This is a genomic window from Burkholderia sp. Ac-20365 (assembly GCF_017104715.1).
Classification (GTDB): domain Bacteria; phylum Pseudomonadota; class Gammaproteobacteria; order Burkholderiales; family Burkholderiaceae; genus Paraburkholderia.
Genome location: NZ_JAAGPI010000031.1, coordinates 82,753 through 109,244 on the forward strand (window position 1 = coordinate 82,753; position 26,492 = coordinate 109,244).

The 26,492-nt window shown below is 61.7% G+C and carries 22 protein-coding genes and 1 tRNA gene; 15 read left to right on the plus strand and 8 right to left on the minus strand.

Annotated features, from left to right (window positions below):
* Positions 1-23: 23 nt before the first annotated feature.
* The 3 genes from G3O01_RS34590 to zwf form a co-directional block, all read right to left on the minus strand.
* Positions 24-1,943: a bifunctional transcriptional regulator/glucokinase gene (locus tag G3O01_RS34590; RefSeq protein ID WP_205811493.1), complete on the minus strand. Its 1,920-nt coding sequence runs from the start codon at positions 1,941-1,943 to the stop codon at positions 24-26.
* On the minus strand, positions 1,921-2,628 hold the full coding sequence (pgl, locus tag G3O01_RS34595) for a 6-phosphogluconolactonase (protein WP_205811494.1): 708 nt from the start codon (positions 2,626-2,628) through the stop codon (positions 1,921-1,923). The genes G3O01_RS34590 and pgl overlap by 23 nt, the downstream gene beginning before the upstream one ends.
* Positions 2,629-2,876: 248 nt before the next feature.
* Positions 2,877-4,334 carry a glucose-6-phosphate dehydrogenase gene (gene zwf / locus G3O01_RS34600; protein WP_205811495.1) on the minus strand — a complete coding sequence of 486 codons (1,458 nt, stop codon included), beginning with the start codon at positions 4,332-4,334 and terminating at the stop codon, positions 2,877-2,879.
* Positions 4,335-4,862: 528 nt separating this feature from the next.
* Here zwf and G3O01_RS34605 point away from each other — a divergent pair.
* The 4 genes from G3O01_RS34605 to ugpC all read left to right on the plus strand — a co-directional run bounded on the left by G3O01_RS34605 (position 4,863) and on the right by ugpC (position 9,290).
* On the plus strand, positions 4,863-6,110 hold the full coding sequence (locus tag G3O01_RS34605) for an ABC transporter substrate-binding protein (RefSeq protein ID WP_205811496.1): 1,248 nt from the start codon (positions 4,863-4,865) through the stop codon (positions 6,108-6,110).
* Between the two features lie 173 nt (positions 6,111-6,283).
* Positions 6,284-7,225, plus strand: coding sequence for a sugar ABC transporter permease (locus G3O01_RS34610; RefSeq protein WP_205811497.1), 942 nt, complete (start codon positions 6,284-6,286; stop codon positions 7,223-7,225).
* Entirely contained in the window at positions 7,215-8,072 is an 858-nt protein-coding gene (locus G3O01_RS34615) for a carbohydrate ABC transporter permease (RefSeq protein ID WP_205811498.1), read from the plus strand. Before G3O01_RS34610 ends, G3O01_RS34615 begins: the two co-directional genes overlap by 11 nt.
* Before the next feature lie 102 nt (positions 8,073-8,174).
* A complete protein-coding gene (gene ugpC / locus G3O01_RS34620; protein WP_205811499.1) occupies positions 8,175-9,290 on the plus strand; it encodes a sn-glycerol-3-phosphate ABC transporter ATP-binding protein UgpC in 1,116 nt (371 codons plus the stop codon).
* Positions 9,291-9,421: 131 nt separating this feature from the next.
* On the opposite strand, the gene G3O01_RS34625 is transcribed toward ugpC, so the two are convergent.
* From G3O01_RS34625 to trxB, 3 genes are all read right to left on the minus strand, one after another.
* On the minus strand, positions 9,422-10,042 hold the full coding sequence (locus G3O01_RS34625; protein ID WP_205811500.1) for a trimeric intracellular cation channel family protein: 621 nt from the start codon (positions 10,040-10,042) through the stop codon (positions 9,422-9,424).
* A 15-nt stretch (positions 10,043-10,057) separates the two neighbouring features.
* Positions 10,058-10,867, minus strand: coding sequence for a Smr/MutS family protein (locus G3O01_RS34630; protein ID WP_205811518.1), 810 nt, complete (start codon positions 10,865-10,867; stop codon positions 10,058-10,060).
* 154 nt (positions 10,868-11,021) lie between these two features.
* Positions 11,022-12,023, minus strand: coding sequence for a thioredoxin-disulfide reductase (trxB, locus tag G3O01_RS34635; protein WP_205811501.1), 1,002 nt, complete (start codon positions 12,021-12,023; stop codon positions 11,022-11,024).
* Positions 12,024-12,510: 487 nt separating this feature from the next.
* Here trxB and G3O01_RS34640 point away from each other — a divergent pair, with 487 nt between their 5' ends.
* Together G3O01_RS34640 and lolA are read left to right on the plus strand one after the other, a co-directional pair.
* Complete coding sequence (locus G3O01_RS34640; protein ID WP_205811502.1) at positions 12,511-14,826, plus strand: DNA translocase FtsK; 2,316 nt, start codon at positions 12,511-12,513, stop codon at positions 14,824-14,826.
* A gap of 163 nt (positions 14,827-14,989) precedes the next feature.
* Positions 14,990-15,685, plus strand: coding sequence for an outer membrane lipoprotein chaperone LolA (gene lolA, locus G3O01_RS34645; protein ID WP_205811503.1), 696 nt, complete (start codon positions 14,990-14,992; stop codon positions 15,683-15,685).
* A gap of 9 nt (positions 15,686-15,694) precedes the next feature.
* On the opposite strand, the gene G3O01_RS34650 is transcribed toward lolA, so the two are convergent.
* Positions 15,695-16,609: a LysR family transcriptional regulator gene (locus tag G3O01_RS34650; RefSeq protein ID WP_205811504.1), complete on the minus strand. Its 915-nt coding sequence runs from the start codon at positions 16,607-16,609 to the stop codon at positions 15,695-15,697.
* A 162-nt stretch (positions 16,610-16,771) separates the two neighbouring features.
* Here G3O01_RS34650 and speB point away from each other — a divergent pair, with 162 nt between their 5' ends.
* On the plus strand, positions 16,772-17,764 hold the full coding sequence (gene speB / locus G3O01_RS34655) for an agmatinase (protein WP_205811505.1): 993 nt from the start codon (positions 16,772-16,774) through the stop codon (positions 17,762-17,764).
* 68 nt (positions 17,765-17,832) lie between these two features.
* Here the strand turns inward: speB and cytX are convergent, their stop codons facing one another.
* Positions 17,833-19,149 carry a putative hydroxymethylpyrimidine transporter CytX gene (gene cytX, locus G3O01_RS34660; protein ID WP_205811506.1) on the minus strand — a complete coding sequence of 439 codons (1,317 nt, stop codon included), beginning with the start codon at positions 19,147-19,149 and terminating at the stop codon, positions 17,833-17,835.
* 291 nt (positions 19,150-19,440) lie between these two features.
* Here cytX and G3O01_RS34665 point away from each other — a divergent pair, with 291 nt between their 5' ends.
* The 8 genes from G3O01_RS34665 to G3O01_RS34700 form a co-directional block, all read left to right on the plus strand.
* On the plus strand, positions 19,441-20,751 hold the full coding sequence (locus tag G3O01_RS34665; protein ID WP_205811507.1) for a replication-associated recombination protein A: 1,311 nt from the start codon (positions 19,441-19,443) through the stop codon (positions 20,749-20,751).
* Between the two features lie 93 nt (positions 20,752-20,844).
* Complete coding sequence (gene serS / locus G3O01_RS34670; RefSeq protein WP_205811508.1) at positions 20,845-22,143, plus strand: serine--tRNA ligase; 1,299 nt, start codon at positions 20,845-20,847, stop codon at positions 22,141-22,143.
* A gap of 158 nt (positions 22,144-22,301) precedes the next feature.
* A tRNA-Ser gene (locus G3O01_RS34675) sits at positions 22,302-22,392 on the plus strand.
* A 314-nt stretch (positions 22,393-22,706) separates the two neighbouring features.
* Positions 22,707-22,937, plus strand: a complete 231-nt coding sequence (locus G3O01_RS34680) for a hypothetical protein (protein ID WP_205811509.1) — start codon at positions 22,707-22,709, stop codon at positions 22,935-22,937.
* A 489-nt stretch (positions 22,938-23,426) separates the two neighbouring features.
* The gene (locus G3O01_RS34685) at positions 23,427-24,770 is read left to right on the plus strand and encodes a PAS domain-containing sensor histidine kinase (RefSeq protein WP_205811510.1); all 1,344 of its coding nucleotides are present in this window, start codon (positions 23,427-23,429) and stop codon (positions 24,768-24,770) included.
* Positions 24,767-25,441, plus strand: a complete 675-nt coding sequence (locus tag G3O01_RS34690; protein WP_205811511.1) for a response regulator — start codon at positions 24,767-24,769, stop codon at positions 25,439-25,441. The genes G3O01_RS34685 and G3O01_RS34690 overlap by 4 nt, the downstream gene beginning before the upstream one ends.
* 111 nt (positions 25,442-25,552) lie before the next feature.
* Positions 25,553-25,939, plus strand: coding sequence for a response regulator (locus tag G3O01_RS34695; RefSeq protein WP_205811512.1), 387 nt, complete (start codon positions 25,553-25,555; stop codon positions 25,937-25,939).
* 237 nt (positions 25,940-26,176) lie between these two features.
* Positions 26,177-26,492: glycine zipper family protein (locus G3O01_RS34700; protein WP_205811513.1), on the plus strand; the 316-nt coding region annotated here is incomplete at its 3' end.

Genomic DNA, 26,492 nt, shown 5'->3' on the forward strand with positions numbered 1-26,492 from the left:
AAACCAAAACAAACCAAAAAACCTTAATCCTTCGGCGACGCCGCAGCCCCATGACTAAGCCAATCAAGCACAGCCGACGTATCCTCATCGGCACCCTTGCGTGCCTTGGTCACAGCAGTGCTGACCTCCGACGAAGTCGGCGCAGCCCGTCGAATGGCCACGCCGACGGCCAGGATATCGATCATCAACAGATGCAAAACCCGCGAAATCATCGACAACTGCGACTCGCGAATCTCGATGTGATCGGTTTCCAGCGCAACCGTCGCGCGCTTGGCCAGCGGCGTATTGCTCGACGTGATTGCAATCACCTTCGCGCCAGCCTGCATCGCTACTTCAAGCACACGCAGCAGTTCAGGCGCACGACCTGACTTCGACACGGCAACAATCACATCACCCTTGCCCAGCAAAGCAGCCGAAGCCGCCTGCATATACAGATCGCCGTAGGCAATAGTCGGAATGCCAAAGCGGAAGAACTTGTAATGCGCGTCCTGCGCGACGATGTTCGAATTGCCGAGACCATAGAACTCGATGCGCCGAGCGCTGTTCAACAGATCGATCGCCGCTTCGACATGCTCGAAATTCAGGTGCTCGCGCAGCTGCAGAATCGCTGAGACAGTGTTATCCAGCACCTTCGCGCCGAAGTCCGTCGCGGTATCGCCGAGATGAACCTGGCTGTGCGACACGGGAATCGTGCCCGTCAAGCCCGTCGCCAGCTTCAGCTTGAAATCGGACAGACCCTGACAGCCGAGCGAACGGCAGAAGCGGATCACCGTCGGCTGGCTCACGTCGGCCTTGCGCGCGATATCGACGATCGGATCGTTGATGATCGAACGCGGATGATTCAGCGCGAGATCGGCGACGCGTCGCTCAGCAGGCGTCAGCGCATCGCGCATCTGCCGGATGCGCTCGAACACCGCCGACGAACTGCCGCCCGCGCGATTCGACAACTGCTCCGCGAGAATCGCCGACACGCCGAGAAACGCCGGATACTCCGCCGTGATCACGTAAGTCGGCACGTTCTTCAGATACGCCTCGAAGCGCCCCTTTGCCTCGAAACGCTGACGGAACGACGAGCGCGCGAACACTTCGCCCAGACGCGGCACCACGCCGCCGCCGATATAAATACCGCCCAGCGAACCCAGCGTCACTGCGATATTGCCGGCGAACGTGCCGAGAATGCCGCAGAACACATCGATGGTTTCAGCCGCCAGCGGATCGCCGTCGAGTCCCTTCTTCACGATCTCCGAGACTTCGATCGTCGCCGGCACGCGCTTCTTGTCACGTTGCGCCAGCGCGCGATAGATCACTTCGATCCCCGGACCCGCCGCCACGCGTTCGAACGACACGTGCGACCACTTCTTGCGCGCGTACTGCAGCACGAGGTCTTCGCGCTCGTCCATCGGTGCGAACGTCGCGTGGCCGCCTTCGCTGCCGAGTGCAATCCAGCGGTCGTCGGCGGGAATCAGGCCCGACACGCCCATGCCCGTGCCCGGACCGAGCAGGCCGATCACGCTGTTCTGACGACGCGTGCCGCCACCGACCTGCACGCGCTGCGCATCCGTCAGACCCGGTAGGGCCATTGCCAGTGCGGTGAAGTCGTTCACGACGAGCAGCGTATCGAAGCCCAGCGCGCGGCGCGTGCCTTCGATCGAGAAGGTCCAGTCGTGATTGGTCATGCTGACCTGATCTCCATCGACCGGGTTTGCAATCGCAATCGCCGCATGATTCACGCGGCCGATCTTGGTGTCCTTCAGATACTTCTTGATGACTTCCGCAACGCCCGGATACTCCGCGCACGGATAGACGAGAACCTGCGTGATTTCGCCGGGACCGGTTTCAAGCGCGAAGCGCGCATTGGTGCCGCCGATGTCGGCGAGCAGCCTCGGTCCGTCGGCGTGCTGTCCCGCGCCGGGCACAGTCTTAGTTTGCACACCAGTAGACATCGAGTCTCACTCCCTTGTCGTTCGCCAGCGTCGAGATGGCATTTTTTTGTGGGGCGGCTGCGGCGGCATTGAGCACGTCGAGCTTTTTCTGACCGGCGATCAGCAGGAACAGCCGGTCGACTTTCTTCAAGGCGGACATCGACCAGCTCACGCGCGCATGCGGCGCGGCGCCGGGATGCACGGCGACGAACGGCTCGGCTGTCGAGATCGCGTGCTCCCATTCGGGCGCGTCCGCAAAAATCGATGCCGTGTGGCCGTCTTCGCCCATGCCGAGCACGGCGACGTCGGGCAGATGACGATCGCCGCTCGCGATTTCGCCGTTCAATGCGGCGACGTACGCATCGAGCGATTGCGCCGTGTCCACCAGCGGCAGGAAGGCGGCGTCACGCGCGGCATGCTGCAACAGCGTTTCGCGCGCGAGGCGGGCGTTGCTGGCGCTATCCGTATCGGGCACCCAGCGGTCGTCGACGAGCGTCACGGCAATGCGCTTCCAGTCGAACGGCTGCGTGGACAGGGTTTGCAGAAACGGACGCGGACTCGTGCCGCCGGACACTGCAAGCGTCGTCGGGCGGGCGCGGGTCGCGCTCGCACCGGCGGCGAGCGACGCATGTAACGCGTCGCCGACCGCCTTCGCCAGCGCGTCGGATTGGGCGCGCGGGTCGTCGAAAGCGTGAAGCTCGATCACTTCTCCTCCATGCTGCTTTCTTTGTTTGATCTGAAGTGCGGCGGGGCGACGGCGGTTATCGGCTGGAGCCGCTGTCGACGTGTCCCGCTGCTGTCGTGACCTGCACGTTGCCCGGTCCGACGGTTCATGCTGTGTTCAACGCAGTGTTCAATACTTGCTGCAAAGGCGCGCTGCGAGCCAAAAGAGAATGATCGCAGGACAAAACAAAACGCGCCTCTCAAACGTCACTCGCGTCGCGTCAATTCACATCAATTCTCTTCTTCGAGCCAGCAGGTGCCGTGCTGCGCAAGCATCGCGCTCGACGCGGCCGGTCCCCACGTGCCCGCTGCGTATGGCTTCGGTTTGCCCGACGCGGCCCATTCGTTGAGGATCGGTTCGACCCACTTCCATGCCGCTTCCTGTTCGTCGCGACGCACGAAGAGGGCAAGACGTCCGTTGATCACGTCGAGCAGCAGACGTTGATACGCCTCCATCTGGCCTTCCTTGAAGAACTGGTCGAAGGCGAGATCGAGGTGGACGCTCGACAGATTCATCCCTTCGCCCGGCTTCTTCGCGAGGCAATAGAGGCGAATCGTTTCGTTCGGTTGCAGGCGGATCACCAGGCGGTTCGCGCCCGCGCGCAACGCGGAAGCACCGAGCGCCGAATGCGGCACTGCACGAAAGTTCACGACGATTTCCGCGACGCGGTCAGCCAACCGCTTGCCCGTGCGCAGGAAGAAGGGGACACCCGCCCAGCGCCAGTTTTCGATCTCGACCTTCAGCGCGACGAAGGTTTCTGTCGCGCTGTCGGGCTTCACGCCGTGTTCGGTTGCATACGCGGGCACCGAAGTACCGCGAATCACACCCGCGTGATACTGGCCGCGCACGGCGACCTTGCTGATGTCGCGCGGATCGATCGGCTTCAGGGCGCGCAGCACGCGCAGCTTTTCATCGCGAACAGAGTCGGAATCCATCGAATGCGGCGGTTCCATTGCGACGATCGAAAGCAGTTGCAGCAAATGGTTTTGAACCATGTCGCGCAACGCGCCCGTGTTGTCGTAGAAGTCGCCGCGTGCTTCGACGCCGAGTTCTTCCGCAATCGTGATCTGGATGCTCTCGACCCACTCGCGACGCCACAGCGGCTCAAACAATGCATTGCCGAAGCGCAGCGCCAGCAGGTTCTGCACGGGCTCTTTGCCGAGATAGTGGTCGATACGATAGATCTGCTCTTCGGCGAAGATCTCGCCGACCGCATCGTTGATCGCATTCGACGAACGCAGATCGTAGCCAAGCGGCTTCTCGAGCACGATGCGCGCATTCTCGTTCAACCCGACGGATGCGAGCGCGCGGCAGATCGGCACGAACAGCGACGGACCCGTCGCCAGATAGAACACGCGTGTGCCCGAATGATCTTGCAGTGCATCACGCAGCTTCACGAAGTCTTCGGCCTTGCCGAGATCGAGCTTCACATACTCGATGCGATCGATAAAGCTCGCCCACGCGCTTTCATCGAGACCGCTCTTCGCGACGTGCGCCTTCACATGTTCATTGACCCATTGCAGATAGCTCGCGCGGTCGTCTTCATGACGCGCGACAGCGACGATCTTGCCGCTCGCTGCGAGCATGCCCGCACGGTGCGCTTCATACAGAGCCGGGAGGATCTTGCGCATCGACAGATCGCCGGTTCCGCCGAAGAGAACGAAGGTGAAGCTAGAGTCGGTTTGCATGCGTCTCCGGGGGTATCTGATGGGCCTTGTAAGGCGCCCGTAGTCCGATAAAATTTTTTTTGACACTGAATTGTAGTTTAACTACAATCCAAATCAAGAGGTAACGTGAATTCGATGAAAAAAGCGTGCGGGGCTTGTGAACAAGCGCCTTTTCGCGGGTGCACGTAGCTTCCCCGCATGTTAATGGACAACGCGTTCCGGCATGCGCCAGCGTGCCTTTGAGCGCGGCGCAGCATCACGGAGACAGTCGTTTTCAGCGAATGACGTGCGCGGACACCTCGAGTCTGCAACGCGCCGCAGTCAGAAGGCGGAGCAGGCAAAAATCAAAAGAGGAGACAGTTCTTGCATCGCAAACCACTCATCTCTTGAGCGTCACGCGGCCGAACCTCGGCACGCTGGCACATCCACATCATCGTGTGCCTGTCCGACGCTCGACCGTCCTTCGCATTGCCTGTTTGACCAACCATCACACCCTGGTGACATCAGGGGCCACTCGTTTTTAGTTCAGGTGTCTGGAGGAGATAAGCAATGAAATTCCGTGCGATCATGGGCGCCCTGTGCGCCGCAGGTCTGATGTGTGGCGTCGCCACGGCACAGGCGGCCGAATCGGTTGAAGTGCTGCACTGGTGGACGTCGGGCGGCGAATCGAAGGCCGTCGGCGTGCTGAAGGACGACCTGCAGAAGCAGGGTTACACGTGGAAGGACTTCGCGGTGGCAGGCGGCGCGGGCGCAGCGGCCATGACGGCACTGAAGACCCAGGTCATCTCGGGCAACGCGCCGAGCGCGGCTCAGATCAAGGGCCCGCTGATTCAGGACTGGGCATCGCAAGGCGTGCTGGTGAACATCGACTCCGTCGCTGGCGACTGGAAGAAGAACCTGCCGCCCGAAATCGACAAGATCATGCACGCAGACGGCCACTACGTCGCGGCGCCGTTCTCGGTGCACCGCGTCAACTGGCTGTACATCAACAAGGCAGCGCTCGACAAGGCAGGCGGCAAGGTGCCGACCACGTGGCCTGAGTTCTTCGCTGTCGCCGACAAGATGAAGGCAGCCGGCATCCAGCCGATCGCAATGGGCGGCCAGCCGTGGCAGGACCTGACGCTGTGGGAAGACGTCGTGCTGTCGCAAGGCGCGGACTTCTACAAGAAGGCGCTGGTCGACCTCGACGAGAAGACGCTGACGTCGGACAAGATGCTTGGCGTGTTCGACACGGTCCGCAAGATCCAGGGTTACTTCGACAGCGGCCGCACGGGCCGTGACTGGAACCTGGCAACGGCGATGGTCATCAATGGCAAGGCCGGCATGCAGTTCATGGGTGACTGGGCGAAGGGCGAGTTCGCGAACGCGAACAAGAAGTCCGGCTCGGACTACATCTGCGCCGCTGTGCCGGGCACGGAAAAGTCGTACACGTTCAACGTCGACTCGTTCGTGTTCTTCCAGCAGAAGGGCCAGAAGGCTGCAACGCCGGGTCAGCTCGCGCTCGCGAAGACCATCATGAGCCCGGAATTCCAGGAGCAGTTCAGCCTGTACAAGGGTTCCATCCCGGTCCGTCTGGGCGTCTCGATGGATAAATTCGACGACTGCGCGAAGAAGTCCTACGCTGATGAACAGGTGGCCATCAAGTCGGGCGGCTATGTGCCGTCGCTGGCTCACGGCATGGCTCAGCCGGACGCAGCTGCTGGCGCAATCTCGGACGTCGTGACGAAGTTCATGAACTCGAATCAGGACTCCAAGAGCGCAGTTGCTGCACTCGCGAAGGCTGCGAAGACCAAGTAAGGCAGTCGTAGCACAGTTGTAGCAGAACGGCCGGCGCGCATGATCTTTAATGACCTCATGAAAGACCCGTGCGCGCCGGACGACGATGGTGCGATGCATGGTGCAATGCATCACCGCGCCTCTGCCGGTCCGGTGTCTGTCGATGCCGACGGTACAGTTCCAGGAGTCTCGTTGTGACTGCTTCTATTAGCGGAAACGCAAAAGGCACGGCGTCCGCAGCACGCCGCGTGTCGCCGATGGCGGCCATGGCCGACCGCTGGATTCCGAAGCTGGTGTTGTCTCCCAGCATCGTAATCAGCCTTGTCTTTGTCTACGGTTTCATTCTCATCACGGGTTATCTGTCGCTGTCGACATCGCGACTGATGCCTCGCTACGATTTCTCCGGTTTCGACCGGTACGCCGAACTGTTCGATAACGATGTCTGGTGGACGTCGGCGAAGAACCTCGGCTGGTTCGGCATTCCGTTCATCGCGATCTGCGTCGGTCTGGGTCTGTTCCTCGCGATCCTGCTCGATCAGAAGATCCGCAATGAAGGCGCATTGCGCGCAGTGTTCCTGTACCCGATGGCGCTGTCGTTCATCGTGACAGGCACGGCGTGGCAGTGGATTCTGAATCCGGATCTCGGCTTCCAGAAAGTGCTGAACGACTGGGGCTGGACGAGCTTCTCGTTTGGCTGGCTGGGCGACCCCGACAAGGCGATTTTCTGCGTCGTGATCGCGGCGGTGTGGCAGTCCACCGGCTTCGTGATGGCGCTATTCCTCGCCGGTTTGCGCGGCGTGGATAGCGAAATCTTCAAGGCTGCGCAGGTGGACGGCGCGACGCTGCCGACCATCTATCGCAAGATCGTGATTCCGAGTATGCGCCCGGTGTTCTTCTCCGTGCTGCTGATTCTCTGCCACATCACGATCAAGACCTTCGACCTCGTCGTCGCATTGACGGCGGGTGGTCCGGGCACGTCGTCGTCGCTGCCCGCGATGTTCATGTACACGTTTTCGTTCAACCGTGGGCAGCTCGGTGTCGGCGCAGCGTCGTCGATGATGATGCTCGCGACCGTCGTGGCCGTGCTCGTGCCGCTGATGTACCTGGAATCGAGGAGCACGCGCAATGCAGCCTAAGATGAACTTCAGCCGCGCGGTCATCTACGCGGCGCTGATCCTGTTTGCGTTGTACTTCCTGTTTCCGCTGTACGTGATGCTGTCGACGTCGTTCAAGGACATCGACCAGCTGCGCACGGGCAACCTGCTGACGCCGCCGACGCACTGGACGTTCGCGCCGTGGGTGAAGGCGTGGAGCGAAGCCTGTACGGGCGTGCGCTGCGACGGCATGCAGCCGTTCTTCTTCAATTCGGTGAAGATGGTGATCCCGGCCGTGCTGATCTCGTCGATCATCGGCGCGTTCAACGGTTATGTGCTGACGCACTGGCGCTTCCGCGGCGCGGATGCGCTGTTCACGATGCTGCTGGTCGGCTGCTTCATTCCGTTCCAGGCAATCCTGCTGCCGATGGCACGCGTACAAGGTTACTTCGGTCTGTCGAACACGATCGGCGGCCTGGTGCTGGTGCACGTGGTCTACGGTATCGCGTTCACGACGATGTTCTTCCGCAACTTCTACGTGAGCGTGCCGGCGGAACTCGTGAAGGCGGCGCGTATCGACGGTGCGGGTTTCTTCATGATCTTCACGAAGATCATGATGCCGATCTCGCTGCCCATCTTCATGGTGTGCCTGATCTGGCAATTCACGCAGATCTGGAATGACTTCCTGTTCGGTATCGTGTTCTCCGGTGTCGATTCGATGCCGATCACCGTGGCGCTGAACAACCTCGTGAATACGTCGACGGGCGTGAAGGAATACAACGTCGACATGGCGGGCGCGATCATCGCGGCACTGCCGACGCTGCTCGTCTATGTGATCGCAGGCCGCTATTTCGTGCGCGGTCTGACGGCGGGCGCGGTGAAGGGTTAATTCATTTTCAGTGCGCCCGCCTGATGGCGGTGCGCAACGGTATTCGGCTCGCGTCGCCAGCTAGCGACGCATCAGCAGTACAGAGACAAGAGGATTCACAGCATGGCAAGCCTTTCCATCCGTGACGTGTACAAGACCTACCCGAACGGGGTGCCCGTCCTCAAGGGTGTCAACATCGACATCGAAGACGGTCAGTTCCTGATTCTCGTCGGCGGCTCGGGCTGCGGTAAGTCGACGCTGCTCAACATGATCGCCGGTCTCGAGACCGTGACGAAGGGTGATATTCAGATCGGCGGCAAGACGGTGAACAACCTGTCGCCGAAAGATCGCGATATCGCGATGGTGTTTCAGTCGTATGCGCTTTATCCGTCCATGACTGTGCGGGATAACATTTCCTTCGGTCTGAACATCCGCAAGGTGCCGAAGGGCGAGCAGGATCAGATCGTGGCGCGCGTTTCCAAGCTGCTGCAGATCGAGCATTTGCTGGATCGCAAGCCTGGTCAACTGTCGGGCGGTCAGCGTCAGCGTGTGGCGATGGGCCGTGCATTGGCGCGTGATCCGGCGATGTTCCTGTTCGACGAACCGCTGTCGAACCTCGATGCGAAACTTCGGATTGAGATGCGCTCGGAAATCAAGCTTCTGCATCAACGCCTTGGCACGACGATCGTTTATGTGACGCACGATCAGATCGAAGCTATGACGCTTGGCGATCGCATCGCGGTTATGAAGGACGGTGTCGTTCAGCAATTCGGCGCGCCGCAAGAGATTTATGATTCGCCTTCGAATCTGTTCGTGGCCGGCTTCATTGGCGCGCCGCCGATGAACTTCATTCAGGGTAAGGTGGTCGAGCAAGGTTCAGGCGTTGGGCTGGAGCTTGATACCGGCGTCAAGCGCTCGGTGCTGAATCTGCCTTTCGATGGCGCGGTGAAGGGGCATGTCGGGAAGGAAGTGATTCTGGGTCTGCGTCCTGAGCGAATTACCGATACGCGTAATGCGCACAACGTCGAAGACGGGAAGCTGCAGCCGATCGAAGTGAAGGTCGATGTGATCGAGCCGACCGGACCGGATACGCTGGTGTTTGCGCAGGTGAATGGCAAGCGCATCGTTAGCCGTGTGCACCCGGGGGCTAATCCGCAGCCTGATCAGAACATGTCGCTGATGTTTGATGTTTCTAAGGCGGTTCTGTTTGATCCTAAGACGGAAGAGCGGATTGCTTAAGGGTTAAGCACTGTCGTTGAGTCGTTTTAAGGGAAGCCCCGAGCGCTTAAGATGCGCTCGGGGCTTTTTCGTGTTTGGGCGCGGAATTGGCTCGGGCGGGGAGGGGCGCGCGGGTAGCGGCCCATATCAGTTCAGTGCGGCAACCGGACATCCAGCTTAAACGTCACCAGCCGCGCCACCAGAATAAATCCCGTAGCAAGCAGCACGCTGTAGACGGTATCGAAGTTGATGTAATCCAGCAGCAGATAGAACCAGCACCCGACCAACGCACAAGTCGCATAAGGCCGCGAGTCCCGCAAAATCAGCGGCACCTCATTACAGATCACGTCCCGGATAATCCCGCCGAACACACCGGTCGCCACACCCATCATCGAAGCGACGAACCACGGCATCTGCGCATCGAGCGCCCGCGATGTGCCCGAGATACTGAACAGCCCAAGCCCGATCGCATCCGTGACCAGCAGCACCCGCTCATTGACCACGCGATCGAAAGTCCGCAGCACGAGCGGCGCAAAGCAGCACAGCACGAAGATCACGATCGGATACCACTGATGCTCGACCCACGAGAACGGTCTGCGATCAAGCAAGATATCTCTTACGGTCCCGCCACCAAAAGCGGTCGCCATAGCGACAAGAAAAGTCCCAACCCCATCCAGCCTTTTCGTACGCGCTTCGACCAGACCCGAGATGGCGTACGAGAGGATAGCGATCGCTTCCATGATGGCAAGCGCGAGAGTGAGACGAGGATGCATCGTTGAAAAGCCTTATCAGACTTTGCCGGACGAGGACGAAGAAGCAGCCGAAGACCCGGACGACCCAACCGATCCAGGCTGCAACAAGACAAGCACAGCACCCGCGCCGCCATCATGTGCACGAGCCTGAGAAAACGCGATTACTTCCTCCTTCTGCACGAGCCACGCGCGAACCTTGCCTTTCAGCACGGGTTCTTTCCCAATCGATCCAAGCCCTTTCCCATGAATCACCCGCAGGCACCGAAGACCTTTCTTACTAGCCTCGCGAATAAATTCGGATAAAGCCTCACGCGCTTCCTCGCGACGCATCCCATGCAGATCCAGCTGCGCCTGCACGATCCAGGCACCGCGTCGGAGCTTCTTAACGATTTCCTGGCTCACACCCGGCCGACAGTAAGAAAGCGACTCATCGGTATCGAGCAGCACTTCGGGATCGAACTCATCGGAGATCGCTTCGTGCAGCACGGCTTCCTCGTCGAGTTTCGTTTGAACGGGAAGGGGCGCGGGCGGCGTACGCGCGATCGATGCGCGAGGTTTCGCGCCCAGCGGCGCGACTTCTCCGATTTCACGGCGGAACATGTCAGCATCGGCGGCGGCTTCACGCGAGGCCTGCACCGCCGCAGCCTTTTCACGCTGAACGCGCTGAGACGCGCCTTTCAACGCGTCGCGCAATCCACTCAGTCCGGCCAATCCGGCGCCAGTCTCAACCAGCGGTTTCTTCGACGAAGCAGGGGAACCAGCAGACGCATCAGCGTCAGAAGCAGGACGGGAAGCCGCATTACGCGGCCGTTTCGGTTCGCTCGGATGGGGAAGATTCTTAGGCATGGCGATCGAAGCAGGAAACAAAAAGGGCCGCTGGCAAACCGCCGCGGCCCTTTGAACATCGAGACTTGAAACTAGCGCGGCAAGCATGCTGCATGCCGCCATTTTACCGATCCGCGCCCAAACCCGGCGACGCGATCAGCCGGCCACAATCAAATCAACGCTCGGCTTCAGCGCTCATCGCGCGCTCGCCGATCGACTCATGGATGCTTTCGAGGTAACGCTGCGCATCCAGCGCGGCCATACAGCCCGTGCCCGCGCTCGTGATCGCCTGACGGTACACGTGATCCTGCACGTCGCCGGCCGCGAACACGCCCGGCACGCTCGTGCCCGTTGCGTTGCCAGTCAGGCCGCCGTTCGTGATGATGTAGCCGTTCTTCATCTCCAGCTGGCCTTCGAAGATGTCCGTGTTCGGCTTGTGGCCGATCGCGACGAACAGACCTTGCAGGTCGAGATCGGTGGTCGCGCCCGTCTTCACGTCCTTGATGCGCAGGCCGTTCACGCCGCCTTCATTGCCCTTCACTTCGTCGAGCACGTGGTTCCACTTGATCTCAACGACGCCTTCCTTTTCCTTCTCCAGCAGACGGTCGATCAGGATCGGCTCGGCGCGGAACTTGTCACGGCGGTGGATCACCGTCACCTTCTTCGCGATTCCCGCGAGATACAGCGCTTCTTCAACCGCCGTATTGCCGCCACCGACCACTGCGACGTGCTGGTTCTTGTAGAAGAAGCCGTCGCAGGTCGCGCATGCCGACACGCCACGGCCCATGTACAGCTCTTCCGACGGCATACCGAGATACTGCGCAGACGCGCCCGTCGCGATGATCAGCGAATCACACGTGTACTCGCCCGAATCCCCGATCAGGCGGATCGGCTTCTCGTCCAGCTTCGCCGTATGGATGTGGTCGAAGAGGATTTCGGTGTTGAAGCGCTCGGCGTGCTCGAGGAAGCGCGCCATCAGTTCCGGACCTTGCACGCCCTTGGCGTCGGCGGGCCAGTTTTCGACGTCCGTCGTGGTCATCAGCTGGCCGCCCTGCGCGAGGCCCGTGACGAGCACCGGCGACAGGTTGGCGCGAGCCGCGTAGACGGCCGCCGTGTAACCGGCAGGGCCGGAACCGAGAATCAGAACCTTCGCGTGTTTGGTCGGGGAAGCTGGCATGATCGAAATCCGTTAAAAGCGTCGGCTGGCGGCGGAAACGTTGGCTGCCATGACCGGCGGTACTGGCGTCGAGCCGGGAAACCTGCTTGACACGTTAGATGGGTATCAGCCCGACATTATAAAGGTCAGGGCTGGCCGCTGCTTCATGAAGCTTTACGATCAACCCGATAGCCGCTGCCAAATGCGAATGCCCCATTTTGCTGCCAAAAGCGGCCAAAATCGGCCGTGTTTGGCCCAAAAACGTATGGGAATTACGACATTCCTGGCCGTTCGGCCACCGTTACTGTCATTTACAGCCTTGCACGCAACAGTGCGTTTACAATAGTCGCCAACGAACGACAGGCGGCTTGCCGGTAGCAAACGGGGCACCCCGCCGGCATTCTGGATCGGTCCCGGCGGCGAATCGAAGGGCAACTGAAATGATGCCGGGGACCGGACTCGAACCGGCAACCGAAACCGCTGCAGGCCGTCACACGCAACAGGCTCAATGGCAAAAGCACCATACTCCGCGAACGCGCAGGCGTTGCCTCACCGCATGTCGCGCCTTTTCACCGAAATCCGCTGGATTCTCCAGGTGGCGCTCGGCGTTTTCCTCGTGATGGCGCTGATCAGCTACAGCCGCCGCGACCCAAGCTGGACGCATGCGGCGCAGGTCGATCACATCTCGAACTGGGCAGGCCGTGTCGGCGCCTGGACTTCAGACATCCTTCTTCTTCTGTTCGGCCTGTCCGCCTGGTGGTGGATCGTGCTGCTCGCGCGCCGCATCTCGGCGAACTACAAGCGCATCACGCGCCACGAAGAACCCGCCGAAGACGCGCCGCGCGACAACAGCTGGCTCGCCGACGTGTTCGCGTTCGTGCTGGTGCTGCTCGCGTGCGACGGCATCGAGGCGCTGCGCATGTGGTCGCTGAAAGTGCAGTTGCCGCGCGCGCCGGGCGGCGTACTTGGCGAGGCGGTCGCGAAGGGCGTGTCGCATGCGCTCGGCTTCACCGGCGGCACGCTCGCTTTGCTGATTGCGCTCGGCATCGGTCTGTCGCTGTACTTCCGTTTCTCGTGGCTGTCGGTGTGCGAGAAGGTCGGCGACTCGATCATCAATGGCGTCACGCTCGCCAAATTGCGCCGCGAAGCCGGCCGCGACCGCAAGCTGGGTGAAGCGGCTGCCGTGAAGCGCGAAGGCAAGGTCGTACAGAGCCGCGTGAAGATCGAAGAGCACGAGCCGGTGATGATCGTCCCGCCGGTGACGAAGCCGGAGAAGTCGGAGCGCGTCGAGAAAGAACGTCAGGTGCCGCTGTTCGAAAGCCTGCCCGGCGATTCCACGTTGCCCGCCATCTCGCTGCTCGACCCGGCGCCCGCCACGCAGGAAACCATTTCCGCCGATACGCTCGAATTCACCTCGCGACTCATTGAGAAGAAGCTGAAAGATTTCGGCGTCGATGTGAGCGTGGTTGCGGCTTATCCTGGCCCGGTGGTGACGCGTTACGAAATCGAACCGGCTGTCGGCGTGAAGGGCAGCCAGATCGTCAATCTGGCGAAGGACCTTGCGCGCTCGCTGTCGCTGACGTCGATCCGCGTCGTCGAAACGATTCCGGGCAAGAACTACATGGCGCTCGAACTGCCGAACCAGCGTCGTCAGACGGTGCGGCTGTCGGAGATTCTCGGCTCGGCCGTCTACGCCGACGCCGGTTCGCCGCTGACCATGGGTCTCGGCAAGGACATCGGCGGCAAGCCGGTGTGCGCGGACCTCGCGAAGATGCCGCACTTGCTGGTCGCGGGTACGACGGGTTCGGGCAAGTCGGTCGGGATCAACGCGATGATTCTCTCGCTGCTCTATAAGGCGAGCGCGGATCAGGTGCGAATGATCCTGATCGATCCGAAGATGCTCGAAATGAGCGTCTACGAAGGCATTCCGCATCTGCTGTGTCCGGTCGTCACGGACATGCGCCAGGCTGGTCACGCGCTGAACTGGACCGTCGCCGAAATGGAGCGCCGCTACAAGCTGATGAGCAAGCTCGGCGTGCGTAATCTCGCAGGCTTCAACAACAAGATCGATGAAGCGGCGAAGCGCGAAGATAAGATTCCGAATCCGTTCAGCCTGACACCGGACGAACCTGAACCGTTATCGCGTCTTCCGAATATCGTCGTCGTGATCGACGAACTGGCCGACCTGATGATGGTGGTCGGCAAGAAGGTTGAAGAACTGATCGCGCGTATCGCGCAGAAGGCGCGTGCGGCGGGTATCCATCTGATTCTCGCGACGCAGCGTCCGTCCGTCGACGTCATCACCGGTCTGATCAAGGCCAACGTGCCGACGCGGATGGCGTTCCAGGTGTCGTCGAAGATCGACTCGCGCACAATTCTCGATCAGCAGGGCGCGGAGTCGCTGCTCGGTATGGGCGACATGCTGTATCTGCCGCCGGGCTCGGGTCTGCCGGTTCGTGTGCACGGCGCGTTCGTGTCCGACGAAGAAGTGCATCGCGTGGTCGACAAGCTCAAGGAGCAGGGCGAGCCGAACTATATCGAAGGGCTGCTGGAAGGCGGCGTATCGGGCGAAGGCGACGAAGGCTCGGCCGACGGCGCGGGAACCGGAGCGGGCGGCGGCGAGTCCGATCCTCTGTACGATCAGGCGGTCGAAATCGTCATCAAGAATCGCCGCGCGTCGATCTCGCTGGTGCAGCGGCATTTGCGCATCGGCTATAACCGCGCTGCGCGTCTGCTCGAGCAGATGGAGCAGTCGGGGCTGGTGTCAGCGATGTCGTCGAACGGCAACCGCGAAATTCTGGCGCCCGCGCGCGAGACGGAGTGACGCGCGGCGCTTCATTCATGCGACTGATGGCGGAGAGCGGCACGCGTTAAGCGGCGCCGCTTTTTTGATTCACGTCCCGCTTGTGTCCGAATCGCCGGCAACGCTTTTATTGACCGGATTAGTCGCTAAAACGCTGATCCAGTCGACACAGGGAGAAAACTATATGCTGCAAATCGTTGGTTCTAAGACCCGTCTTGGGAATCTGATGCGCACGCTGGCTTTCGGTGCATCGATGCTCGTCGCGTCGCATGCATTCGCAGGCGGCACCGATCAACTGAAGCAGTTCGTGTCGCAAGTCCATTCGGCGCGCGGCGAGTTCGTGCAGACGGAAGTGCGCGCGCCGAGCAACGCGCAGCAACAGGCGAGCGGCGTGCTGTCGACGCAAAACGCGACGCAGAACAAGGTGTCGAGCGGCACGTTCACGTTCGCGCGTCCCGGCAAGTTCATCTGGGCATATGAAAAGCCGTACGCGCAGTTGCTGCAGGCCGACGGCGACAAGCTCTACGTCTACGACAAGGACCTGAACCAGGTCACAGTGCGCAAGCTAGGCGGCGCGCTCGGCGCGAGCCCGGCTGCCATCCTGTTCGGCAGCAACGATCTCGACAAGAACTTCACGTTGAAAGATGCGGGCGTGAAGGCGGGCATCGACTGGCTCGAACTGATTCCGAAGTCGAAGGACACGCAGTTTCAGCGCGTCGGCATCGGCTTTCGCGACGGCAACCTTGAAGCGATGGAACTGCACGACGTGTTCGGCAACGTGACGCTGCTGAAATTCTCGAACATCCAGAAGAACCCGTCGCTGCCCGCCGACGCGTTCAAGTTCACGGTGCCCAAGGGCGCCGACGTGATCAACGGCTAAGCGAACTGCTTACGCCTGAAGGCCGGGCGACGGATGCGCGGCCTTCATATCGTCGATAAACGCATCGACGATTTCCGTCCGATGCTGCCGTGTGCGCGTGACCATGTGAAACGCGACGCGGTAGCCCATCTGCTGCGGGTTCACTGCGGCAAGCAAACCTTCCTTTACATACGGCGCGGCGAAGTGCCCCGGCAGATAGCCGAGGTGATGGCCCGACAGCACAAGCATGGCTACGGCTTCCATGTTGTCGGCGACAGCCGTGACATTGTGCGGCGTCGCCGACGCTTCGGCTTCGGGCAGCGGATAGCTGCGCCACGCCCACTCATGCTGCGCCGCTTCCACGGGTGAGACGTTGCCCGCCTGATCGAACAGCGGATGTCCCTTCGCGCAATACGCAAACTGTTCCTCGGAGAAAATCTCCGTGTACTCAAGCGACGGCACGCGATGCCAGAAATATCCGATGCCAATCTGAATGCGTCCGCTCAGCAGTAATTCCTCGAGTTCGCCCGGCGATCGGACGAGAATTGAGAAACGCACAGATTCGTCCCGGGCGCGGAAGCGGGCAATTGCATCGCTGATTCGCGCACTTTCCGACACCGGCGTATGGCCGATCATGCCGATGCCGAGCGTGCCGACCAGCTTTCGTCCGACGTTTCGCGCCTGCGCGCCGAATGCATCGACGGCGGAAAGCAGTGCGCGCGCGGCTTCGACGAACTGTTCGCCTCGCGCGGTCAGGCTAAATCCGCTGCGGCCGCGTTCGCACAGACGGTAGCCCAGACGGGTCTCGAGCGTCGATAGCTGGGTGCTGATCGTCGATTGGCCTACATTTAATGTAGCCTGGGCGGGCGAAACGCCGCCCGCGTCCACGATAGCGAGGAACACGCGGATCAGGCGCAGGTCTAGATCGGTGAGTTGAGAAAACATACGGCAGGATACATCGGTGGAGATCGATGTGAAGTTTTTTCTGTTGGCATTTTATATTGGCCAGAACTGCACAAAAATAAGAAATGCCCCGGCGTCGCGCGCTTTGCGGCGGCTGGATTCAACGCTTTTATAAGACGATGTGCCTTTCATTTGCGAACCACGATGAATACTTCCTCGAATTTCGTTTCTCCAGACCTGACGGAACGGCCGCAGCCGCTGTCGGGCAACGCCATGCCGCGCTCGGGCGGGATCGCCACGATGATGCGCCTTCCGAACGTCGGCTCGGCGGAAGGGCTCGACGTGTGTTTCGTCGGCGTGCCGTTCGATCTGGGCACGTCGAACCGCACGGGCGCGCGCTTCGGCCCGCGCCAGATCCGCGCTGAATCGGTGCTGCTGCGCCCGTACAACATGGCGACGCGCGCTGCGCCGTTCGACTCGCTGCGTATCGCCGATATCGGCGACGTGGCGATCAATCCGTACAACCTGCTGGATTCGATCGACCGTATCGAGCGCGCGTACGACGAAATCCTGCAACACGGCACGAAGCCGATCACGCTGGGCGGCGATCACACGATCGCGTTGCCGATCCTGCGCGCGATTCATCGAAAATACGGCAAGGTCGGCCTGATTCACGTCGACGCGCACGCCGACGTCAACGACACGATGATGGGCGAGAAAATCGCCCACGGCACGCCGTTCCGCCGCGCGGTCGAAGAGGGCCTGCTGGATACGGACCGCGTCGTGCAGATCGGTCTGCGCGGCACGGGTTACGCAGCGGAAGACTTCGACTGGTGCCGCGATCAGGGCTTCCAGGTGGTGCAGGCCGAGGCCTGCTGGAACCAGTCGCTGGTGCCGCTGATGTCGCGCGTGCGCGAGCAGATGGGCGACGGTCCCGTCTACATCACGTTCGATATCGACGGTATCGATCCCGCTTTCGCGCCGGGTACGGGCACGCCGGAAATCGCCGGTCTGACGGTGCCGCAGGCGCTCGAAATCATTCGCGGCGCGCGCGGGCTGAATATCGTCGGTTGCGATCTGGTGGAAGTCGCGCCGCCGTACGATCCGTTCGGCACGACCGCGTTGCTCGGCGCGAATCTGGCGTTCGAGTTGCTGTGTGTGCTGCCGGGTGTCGAGTATCGGCCGGCGGGACGCTAAACCCCTAGGCTCAATGAAAAACGCCCCGTGACGCAGGTCACGGGGCGTTTTTTTGCACGCTGTGTACGTTACGCGTAAGCCTGCTTGCGCGTCGACACCAGCGCCAGATAACAGACCGCGCCAATCACCAGCGCCGGCAACGTTGCGCCGAGATTCGGCAGCCACTGGTTGATCGCCTGATAAGACGCAATGCCGATCGCCCACGCGATGAACGCGCTCACATGCCAGCCGCCCGAAAAGCCGTAGCGGCCTTGCGTATCGGCGAGTGCGGCGGCGTCGATACGACGCTTGCGAACGATAAAGTGATCGACCAGCACCACGCCGAACAGCGGCGCGAACACCGAACCGATCAGCAGCAGGAAGTTCTGGTATTTCGCCATCGGCACGACCAGCGCGATCAGCGTGCACAGCGCGCCGAACGCGGCGGACAGCATCGGTACGCTGGCACGCGTCCAGAACGTTCCCGTCGAAACCGCCGCCGAGTGCACGTCGGCGAACGCGTTGTCGATTTCATCGATCAGCACCAGCAGCAGCGCGAGGCCGCCGCCAGCCTGCGCGAGCGCCGTGGTCAGCAGCGCGTCGCCGCCGCCAGCCGCGAGGCCGTAGACTGCGCCGAGCGCGTAGAACCAGATGTTCGCAATACCGTAGCCGAGAAGCGTGCCGCGGAACGTCTCGCCCGCTTTCCGGCCGAAGCGCGTGTAATCGGCGATCAGAGGCAGCCACGACAGCGGCATCGCGACCACGAGATCGATTGCGCCGCCGAACGACATCTCGCCATTGCCCGGACGATGCATCAGCGCGCCAAGATCGTGCTGTGCAAGAACGGCGTAGGTCAGCCACGCGGCGCCCGCGAGCAGCAGCCAGATGCCCCACGAGCGCAGAAAGCGCCGCACGAACGACAGCGGTCCGCTGATCGCGAGCAGTGTCGCCAGCACACCGAAAATCAGCGTCCAGACGAGCGGCGCCGAGATGCCGAAGGCCTGTTTCGAGAGCGCATCGGCGGAATCGCGCATCACGATCACTTCGAACGCGCCCCAGCCGACCAGCTGGATCATGTTCAGCACGGCGGGAATCGACGCGCCGCGCACGCCGAGCGTCGGACGCAGCGACGACATCGCGGCCAGCCCCGTGTCCGTGCCGATCACGCCCGCGAGCGCGAGCAGCACGACGCCGATCACGCTGCCGATCAGAATCGCCAGCAACGCGTGCGGCAGCGACAGGCCCGGCACGAGCAGCGCGCCCGCCTGCGCGACTAGCAGCCCGATGCCGAGCGAAAACCACAGCGCGAATGCGTCGCCTGTCTTGAACGCGCGGCGCGAGTCCGGTACGGGCTTGAGCGGCGCGTAGGTCGAACCGGTCTCGCCGGCGATTGGATCCTGAGCCATCGAATCTGTTTCCTGTCTGTCGTTGTCATTGTCGGCCGTGATAGCGGCCGTGTTGTTGTCGTACGGTGCGCGTTTTGCGGACCGCGCCATCAGAAAGCGCTTATGACGTTTGCCGCGGGCCTCGCCGCGCGGCGGCTGTCATAATGCACAACTCTGCATGCGCCGCTGCCGCCGGATGACGGTTTCGCGCGGTTGCATGCCGTTCAGGGCCAGGCCGTCGCGCGCCGCGTGCTGCATGCTGTGCATCGTGACGGTTTATACCCGAAAAGCCGAGATTATCCCCAAAACGCCATGTTTGAAGAAACCCGCGCCAATGTACCCCTCGCCGAGCGCCTGCGGCCACGCACCATCGACGAAGTGATCGGGCAAAAGCATCTGCTCGGCCCGAACAAGCCGCTGCGCGTCGCGTTCGAGTCGGGCGAAGCGCATTCGATGATCCTCTGGGGCCCGCCCGGCGTCGGCAAGACCACGCTCGCGCGGCTCATGGCCGACGCGTTCGATGCGCAGTTCATCGCGCTGTCGGCGGTGCTGTCGGGCGTGAAGGATATCCGCGAGGCCGTCGAAACCGCGCAGATCCATCGCGCGAACGGGCATCAGACGCTCGTGTTCGTCGATGAGGTGCATCGCTTCAACAAGAGCCAGCAAGACGCATTCTTGCCGCACGTCGAGTCGGGGCTGTTCGTGTTCGTCGGCGCGACGACGGAGAATCCGTCGTTCGAAGTGAATAGCGCGTTGCTGTCGCGGGCGGCCGTATATGTGCTCAAGAGCCTCGATGCGGACGAACAGAAAGAGTTGCTGGAACGCGCGTGCGCGGAGCTTGGCGGTCTCACGTTCACGGAAGAAGCGCGCGACGCCCTGATCGGTTCCGCCGACGGCGACGGACGCAAGCTGCTGAACAATCTGGAAATCGTCGCGCGCGCGGCGGCCCAGCAGAAGAAGACGGAGATCGACGGCGAACTGCTGGCCAGCGCGCTGTCGGAAAATCTGCGCCGCTTCGACAAGGGCGGCGACGCGTTCTACGACCAGATCAGCGCGCTGCACAAGTCCGTGCGGGGCAGCAATCCGGACGGCGCGCTGTACTGGTTCTGCCGGATGCTCGACGGCGGCGCGGACGCGCGCTATCTGTCGCGGCGCCTCGTGCGGATGGCGTGGGAAGACATCGGGCTCGCGGATCCGCGCGCTGCGCGCATCGCGCTCGACGCCGCCGAAACCTACGAGCGCCTCGGCACGCCCGAAGGCGAACTGGCGCTCGCGCAGGCGGTGATCTATCTGGCCGTCGCGCCGAAGTCGAACGCTGGCTACAACGCGTACAACGCGGCACGCGCGTTCGTCGGCAAGGACCAGTCGCGCGCGGTGCCGATCCATCTGCGCAACGCGCCGACCAAGCTGATGAAGGAACTCGGCTACGGCCACGAGTACCGCTATGCGCACGACGAGCCCGACGCGTATGCTGCGGGCGAAACCTATCTGCCCGACGGCATGCGCGATCCGCGCTGGTATCAGCCGACGCCGCGCGGGCTCGAAGGCAAGATTGGCGAGAAGCTGTCGCGGCTCGCCGATCTCGATGCGCAGTGGCGCAGCGAGAATCGCAAGAAAAGCTGAGGCGCGCGTTGCGCCTGACCCGAGAATGCCGCCGGCCAGCCGTGCCGGTGCGCTAAAATCGCCCATTCATACAACGAACTGTCGTCCCGACCCATGCTTGACATCCAGCTGCTGCGCAAAGACATCGACGGCGTCGCGAAACGCCTCGCCGATCGCGGCTATACGCTCGACGTCGCGGCTTTCTCCGCGCTCGAGGCAGAACGCCGTGCCATCCAGACCCGTACCGAAGAGCTGCAGGCCAAGCGCAACAGTCTGTCGAAGCAGATCGGCGCGATGAAAGGGCGGGGCGAGGACACCTCGGCGGTAATGGCCGAAGTGGGCGGTCTCGGCGACGAGATGAAGGCGTCGGCAGTGCAGCTCGAAGACATCCAGAAGCGTCTGTCCGATCTGCTGCTCGGCGTGCCGAACTTGCCGCACGAGAGCGTTCCCGTTGGCCGCGACGAAGCGGACAACGTCGAAGTGCGCCGTTGGGGCACGCCGCGCCAGTTCGACTTCGAGGTGAAGGATCACGTCGATGTCGGCACGCCGCTCGGCCTCGATTTCGAGACGGGCGCAAAGCTGTCGGGCGCGCGCTTCACGATGCTGCGCGGACAGATTGCGCGTCTGCATCGCGCGCTCGCGCAGTTCATGATTGACACGCACACGCAGCATCACGGCTATACCGAAATCTATACGCCGTACATCGTCAATCCTGAAATCCTGTTCGGCACGGGCCAACTGCCCAAGTTCGCCGACGACATGTTCCGTGTCGAAAAGGGCGGCGGCGAAAACACGGTCACGCAATACCTGATCTCGACGTCGGAAATCTCGCTGACGAACACGGTGCGCGAAAGCATCGTCGATGCAAACGAACTGCCGATCAAGCTGACTGCACACTCGCCATGCTTCCGCTCGGAAGCGGGTTCGTACGGTCGCGATACGCGCGGCATGATCCGTCAGCATCAGTTCGACAAGGTCGAAATGGTGCAGGTCGTTGCGCCCGACACCTCGTACGATGCACTCGAGCAGATGGTCACGCACGCGGAAACGATCCTGCAGAAGCTCGAACTGCCGTATCGCGTGATCACGCTGTGCACGGGCGACATGGGCTTTTCGGCGACGAAGACCTATGACCTCGAAGTGTGGCTGCCTGCGCAGAACACCTATCGCGAAATCTCCAGTTGCTCGAATACGGAAACGTTCCAGGCTCGGCGGATGCAGGCGCGCTTCCGCAACGCGCAGGGCAAACCCGAGCTCGTGCACACGCTCAACGGTTCAGGGCTGGCCGTGGGCCGTACGCTCGTCGCAGTACTGGAGAACTTCCAGAACGCGGATGGCTCGGTGACGGTGCCGGCTGCGCTGCGTCCGTATCTGGGTGGCGTCGAACGTCTGGAAGTGGCGAAGGCAAGCTGAACAAGTTGAACGCCTCGGATCGATCCAAGTCCTCTTCAATTTTCTGCGAAAAGGGCTTGGAAATCGAAAACAGGTGTTCTATAATCTTCGTCTCACGCAAGCAGCGACCCGCTTAGTGTGAAGCGACAAGACCACTTCGTTGGTAAGTCAAAGAATCTGGAAAGGTGGCAGAGTGGTCGAATGCGCCGGACTCGAAATCCGGTGTACAGTTATGCTGTACCGTGGGTTCGAATCCCACCCTTTCCGCCAGATGCAAAGCGAAACAGGCCCTTCGGGGCCTGTTTTCGTTTCTGCCGCGTCTTTATGCGCTCGCCAAGACGTGGCTCGCAGCCGCGCGATATCGGGCTGCGTAATTTACAACGCGTTTGCCTGACACACCCAACTCCCTGCATTCGCCGGTTTCGCGATTTGCGCGATCAAAATCGGCGTATGTTCATCTGCACATCCTGCGCGACGCTTATATCGCGGGACTCTCGCTGCTCGACCAACGCGACTGCACAAAATGCATTGGTACGCCGGTTGCGTATCCAAAGGTGTCTGCCCAACCACAATTGGAGTCCACCATGACGAACCCCAATCGCGAGGAAAGCACACAGCCGAGAGATCCGGCCGAGATCCCGCCGAACGAGCTGAACAAGCCAATCGGCGATGCGATTCCAACGCCCGTCGAGCCGGGCCTCGATCAACCCTTGCCCGAAAAGCCCAAGACGGACGATAAAAATTCAGCCGAGCCAATAGGAGACGACGATCCGCCTCCAGGCGTACCGGCGCCGGGGCCGTCCGACTTCGCGTAGCCGCAGTGTCGAGTTTTCTGATTTTCTCTGCAACGCAACCCGAAATATTCAGGATCATTTCGGGTTGCGCATCAAACACCTTCATTAAAACGCTTGCGTGAATAAGCGCTCGCGCCTCCTTCATGATTATCAAAATGACGCGGCCATCAGATTTTCATCGATGACCGCGTGATGCTTTACTAAGCCTGACTTTCTGCATAGGATGAAGTTGCACTTTTTTCCGCTCGTTATGAAGCGGGTGAGAAAAAGTCGACTGCGATTATTCAACAAATGAGTTATTGACTATTCGCAGTCCATATGAAGATAGGCTCATCGATCGATTAGATGCATAACGATAAGACAAGACGTTGTCATGCTTTCAGGCGAAGAGGCGGAGGCGTTGCGCGGCCGGTTTCTGCAGCATCGTCCCGTTGCGTTGCTAACAACGACGAAGGCGTGCGCACGCGGTCGCAGCAGTTCGAGTGCGAGCGTCTCGAGGAACGGTAAGCCATGCACATCGCTATCTCTGCTTTGACAGTCGCGGTGGCTGCAATCGTGGTCTGGTGGTCGCTGCATTCGCGCCGCATCGCGCCGGAACGCGTCGGGGATTTCACATCGATGCAACGTCGCGAGCCTGTTTCACCAGCACTTCAGCGCGTCGCGAATTCGATTGCGCACAGTCGGACCATGCAGGGCGCAAGTGCATTCTTCGGCTTCATGCATCGACGGTCCGGGGCTATGAACGGGCTTGCCGATGTATTCGAATGCTTGCCCGTCGCTTCCGTGGTGTTCGACGAACACGGGGTGATCGTCCTCGCAAACGCGCAAGCCGAGCGTCTGTTCGATTACCAGCGCGGCGTGCTGGCGGGCGCATGCGTGGGGCTCGTTGCGCCGACGCTTTCGCAGGAGCCTGCTGCAGCCGCAAACACCGGTGCCGCCCACGCGAGCCGGTCCCCGGGCACCCGCACACGCAGCCTGCGTGCGCGTCGTCGCGATGGCAGCGAGTTTTCCGTCGAAATCGCGACGAGCGCGATCCGTTACGAAGGACGCATGGCGACTGTCGCGTTTATCACCGACATGACAGAGCGCTTTGAGCTCGAACGCAATCGCCGGGAGCTGGCGCACCTGACGCGCGTGTCGACGATGGGGGAGCTGGCCGCGTCGCTCGCCCACGAACTCAATCAGCCGCTGACGGCGATTCTCAGCAACGGGCAGGCCGCGCAGCGCTTCATGGATCAGGAACCGATCGATCTCGCCGAAGTGCGCGACATCCTCAAAGACATCGTCGACGACAGTGGCCGCGCGAGCGAGGTGATTCGCCGGATGCGCGCCTTCGTCAAGAAAGAAGAGCAGCAGCAACTGACCAGCCTCGACGTCGGCGGCTTGCTGCGCGATGTCGCGCTGCTCGTGCATGGCGATGCGGTTGCGCGCGGTATTCATGTGTCGCATGTGATCGACGACGGCTTGCCGCCCGTACGCGGCGACAAGGTGCAACTGCAGCAGGTGCTACTCAATCTGCTGCTCAACGCATTCGATGCGGTGAGCGAATGCGCCGCGCCCGATCGCGTGGTGGCGCTCTTTGCGCAACCCGATCGCGAAGGCAGGGTGCGCATGGCGGTGCGCGATCGTGGCCATGGTCTGACGCCCGACAAGCTGGAATGTATTTTCAAGCCGTTCGTGACGTCGAAGCCGCAAGGTCTGGGCCTCGGGCTGTCGATCAGCCGCTCGATCGTGCAGATGCATGGCGGACGGTTGTGGGCCGAGAACAATCCGGACCACGGCATGACGTTCTATGTCGCGTTGCCCGCATCGCACGATGCCGTCAATGCGAGCGTTGCACAGGCGGCATCATGAGTGAAGAGTCCGTGCTCGTCTTTGTCGTCGACGACGATCCGTCCGTGCGCCGCGCGCTCACACGGCTCATCAGGTTGGCGGGACACGAGGTCGAGGCGTACGGTTCGGCTCGCGAGTTTCTCGAGCATGCGCGCGCCGGGCACGCACCGGCGTGCGTCGTGCTCGACGTGCAATTGCCCGATCTGAGCGGACTCGAGTTGCAGCGCGAACTCGATGCACGTCTGCCCATCATCTTTCTGACAGGGCACGGCGACATCGCGATGACCGTCGGCGCGATCAAGGCCGGCGCGTCCGATTTCCTCACCAAGCCCGTGCGCGACGACGACCTGTTGCGCGCGATCGATCAGGCACTCGCGCGCTCCGTCGAAATATCGAAGTCGATGCACGAACTCGAAGAATTGCGCAGCCGCGTCGGACGCCTGACGGTACGAGAGCGGGAAGTGATGAATCTCGTCGTGCTCGGCCGCCTGAACAAACAGGTGGCCTGCGAACTCGGCACGGTCGAGAAAACCGTCAAGGCACATCGCGCGCGCGTGATGCAGAAGATGGAAGTCAGCTCGCTTGCCGAACTGGTGCGCATCGCCGACAAGGTGGCCGGCGCGAAGGGCGAAAGCCATGCCGCGGAGCCACCGCACGCCGTCCCGTCCGTGCTCGTGCGCAACGCCGACTAAACGGATACGGGACCAAGGTCCAATACCACCGGAGCCCACAGTCTCATAGTCTATTGCTGAGACGCCCACGCACGGCTTGCGTGGACGTAGCGGCTCAATGGGCTAATCAGAATGGGCACAGATAAACCATTCGTCGTCGTGGTCGACGACGATGCGTCGGTGGGCAGGGCGATCAGGCGTCTGCTGCGCTCCGTCGGGATCGCGGCCGACACGTACACGAGCGGCGACGAATTTCTCGACGTGCTGTCGGCGACGCCTTCCTATCGTCCCGACTGCGCGATCCTCGACGTGCAGATGCCCGGCTCCAATGGAATCGAGGTGCAGCGCCGGTTGGCCGGCACTTCCGTGCCCGTCATTTTCATCACGGCCCACGACGACGCGGGCGTGCGCGAAGCCGCGCTCGCGGCCGGCGCGCGGGCCTATCTGCGAAAGCCATTCAACGATGTGCTCTTCATCCGGACAGTGTGCTCGGTGCTGGGCATCGTTGCGCCGTTATGACGCGGCTGGCAATCCCTGTGAGCTGGGCCGGAGCAAGGCGGTGCAGGTGATGTTGCGCAAGATCATTGTCGACAGGAGGGGTATTGGACCAAGGTCCAATTGTTTTCGACCTGCCCCGATTCCACACTTGACTGCATCGGACTCGCCGGGCCGGCTGGCGCGCATCTGGAATCGTCCGCCGCGCAATGCGCGCGCAACGAGCACGACGGACACCACTATCGCTTGGGGAGCTTCATCATGAGACGTACTTTTCGAAACGCGCCGTTGTGCACCGCGCTGCTGCTGATGGCAGGCGCGGTATCGGCGCAGCAACCTATCTTCTATCCCGCCAAAGGCCAAAGCCAGCAGACGCAGTCGAACGACACTGCGCAGTGCCACAACTGGGCGACGCAGAACACGGGCGTGAACCCTGCCGCGCTTGCGCAGAACTCCGCGAATCAGCCGCCTCCGCCCGGACCGTCGGGGCAGCGTCTTGGCGGCGCGGCGCGCGGTGCGGCCGGGGGCGCTGCGATCGGCGCAATTGCAGGCGATGCCGGCAAGGGCGCGGCGGCGG

Coding starts and splice junctions, on each gene's coding strand:
- speB (WP_205811505.1), top strand. CDS start 16,772: ATGAATACTTCCTCGAATTTCGTTTCTCCAGACCTGACGGAACGGCCG.
- ugpC (WP_205811499.1), top strand. CDS start 8,175: ATGGCAAGCCTTTCCATCCGTGACGTGTACAAGACCTACCCGAACGGG.
- G3O01_RS34680 (WP_205811509.1), top strand. CDS start 22,707: ATGACGAACCCCAATCGCGAGGAAAGCACACAGCCGAGAGATCCGGCC.
- serS (WP_205811508.1), top strand. CDS start 20,845: ATGCTTGACATCCAGCTGCTGCGCAAAGACATCGACGGCGTCGCGAAA.
- G3O01_RS34625 (WP_205811500.1), bottom strand. CDS start 10,042: ATGCATCCTCGTCTCACTCTCGCGCTTGCCATCATGGAAGCGATCGCT.
- cytX (WP_205811506.1), bottom strand. CDS start 19,149: ATGGCTCAGGATCCAATCGCCGGCGAGACCGGTTCGACCTACGCGCCG.
- G3O01_RS34650 (WP_205811504.1), bottom strand. CDS start 16,609: ATGTTTTCTCAACTCACCGATCTAGACCTGCGCCTGATCCGCGTGTTC.
- G3O01_RS34690 (WP_205811511.1), top strand. CDS start 24,767: ATGAGTGAAGAGTCCGTGCTCGTCTTTGTCGTCGACGACGATCCGTCC.
- G3O01_RS34615 (WP_205811498.1), top strand. CDS start 7,215: ATGCAGCCTAAGATGAACTTCAGCCGCGCGGTCATCTACGCGGCGCTG.
- G3O01_RS34665 (WP_205811507.1), top strand. CDS start 19,441: ATGTTTGAAGAAACCCGCGCCAATGTACCCCTCGCCGAGCGCCTGCGG.
- G3O01_RS34685 (WP_205811510.1), top strand. CDS start 23,427: ATGCACATCGCTATCTCTGCTTTGACAGTCGCGGTGGCTGCAATCGTG.
- G3O01_RS34590 (WP_205811493.1), bottom strand. CDS start 1,943: ATGTCTACTGGTGTGCAAACTAAGACTGTGCCCGGCGCGGGACAGCAC.
- G3O01_RS34640 (WP_205811502.1), top strand. CDS start 12,511: ATGGCAAAAGCACCATACTCCGCGAACGCGCAGGCGTTGCCTCACCGC.
- lolA (WP_205811503.1), top strand. CDS start 14,990: ATGCTGCAAATCGTTGGTTCTAAGACCCGTCTTGGGAATCTGATGCGC.
- G3O01_RS34605 (WP_205811496.1), top strand. CDS start 4,863: ATGAAATTCCGTGCGATCATGGGCGCCCTGTGCGCCGCAGGTCTGATG.
- zwf (WP_205811495.1), bottom strand. CDS start 4,334: ATGCAAACCGACTCTAGCTTCACCTTCGTTCTCTTCGGCGGAACCGGC.
- G3O01_RS34630 (WP_205811518.1), bottom strand. CDS start 10,867: ATGCCTAAGAATCTTCCCCATCCGAGCGAACCGAAACGGCCGCGTAAT.
- trxB (WP_205811501.1), bottom strand. CDS start 12,023: ATGCCAGCTTCCCCGACCAAACACGCGAAGGTTCTGATTCTCGGTTCC.
- G3O01_RS34695 (WP_205811512.1), top strand. CDS start 25,553: ATGGGCACAGATAAACCATTCGTCGTCGTGGTCGACGACGATGCGTCG.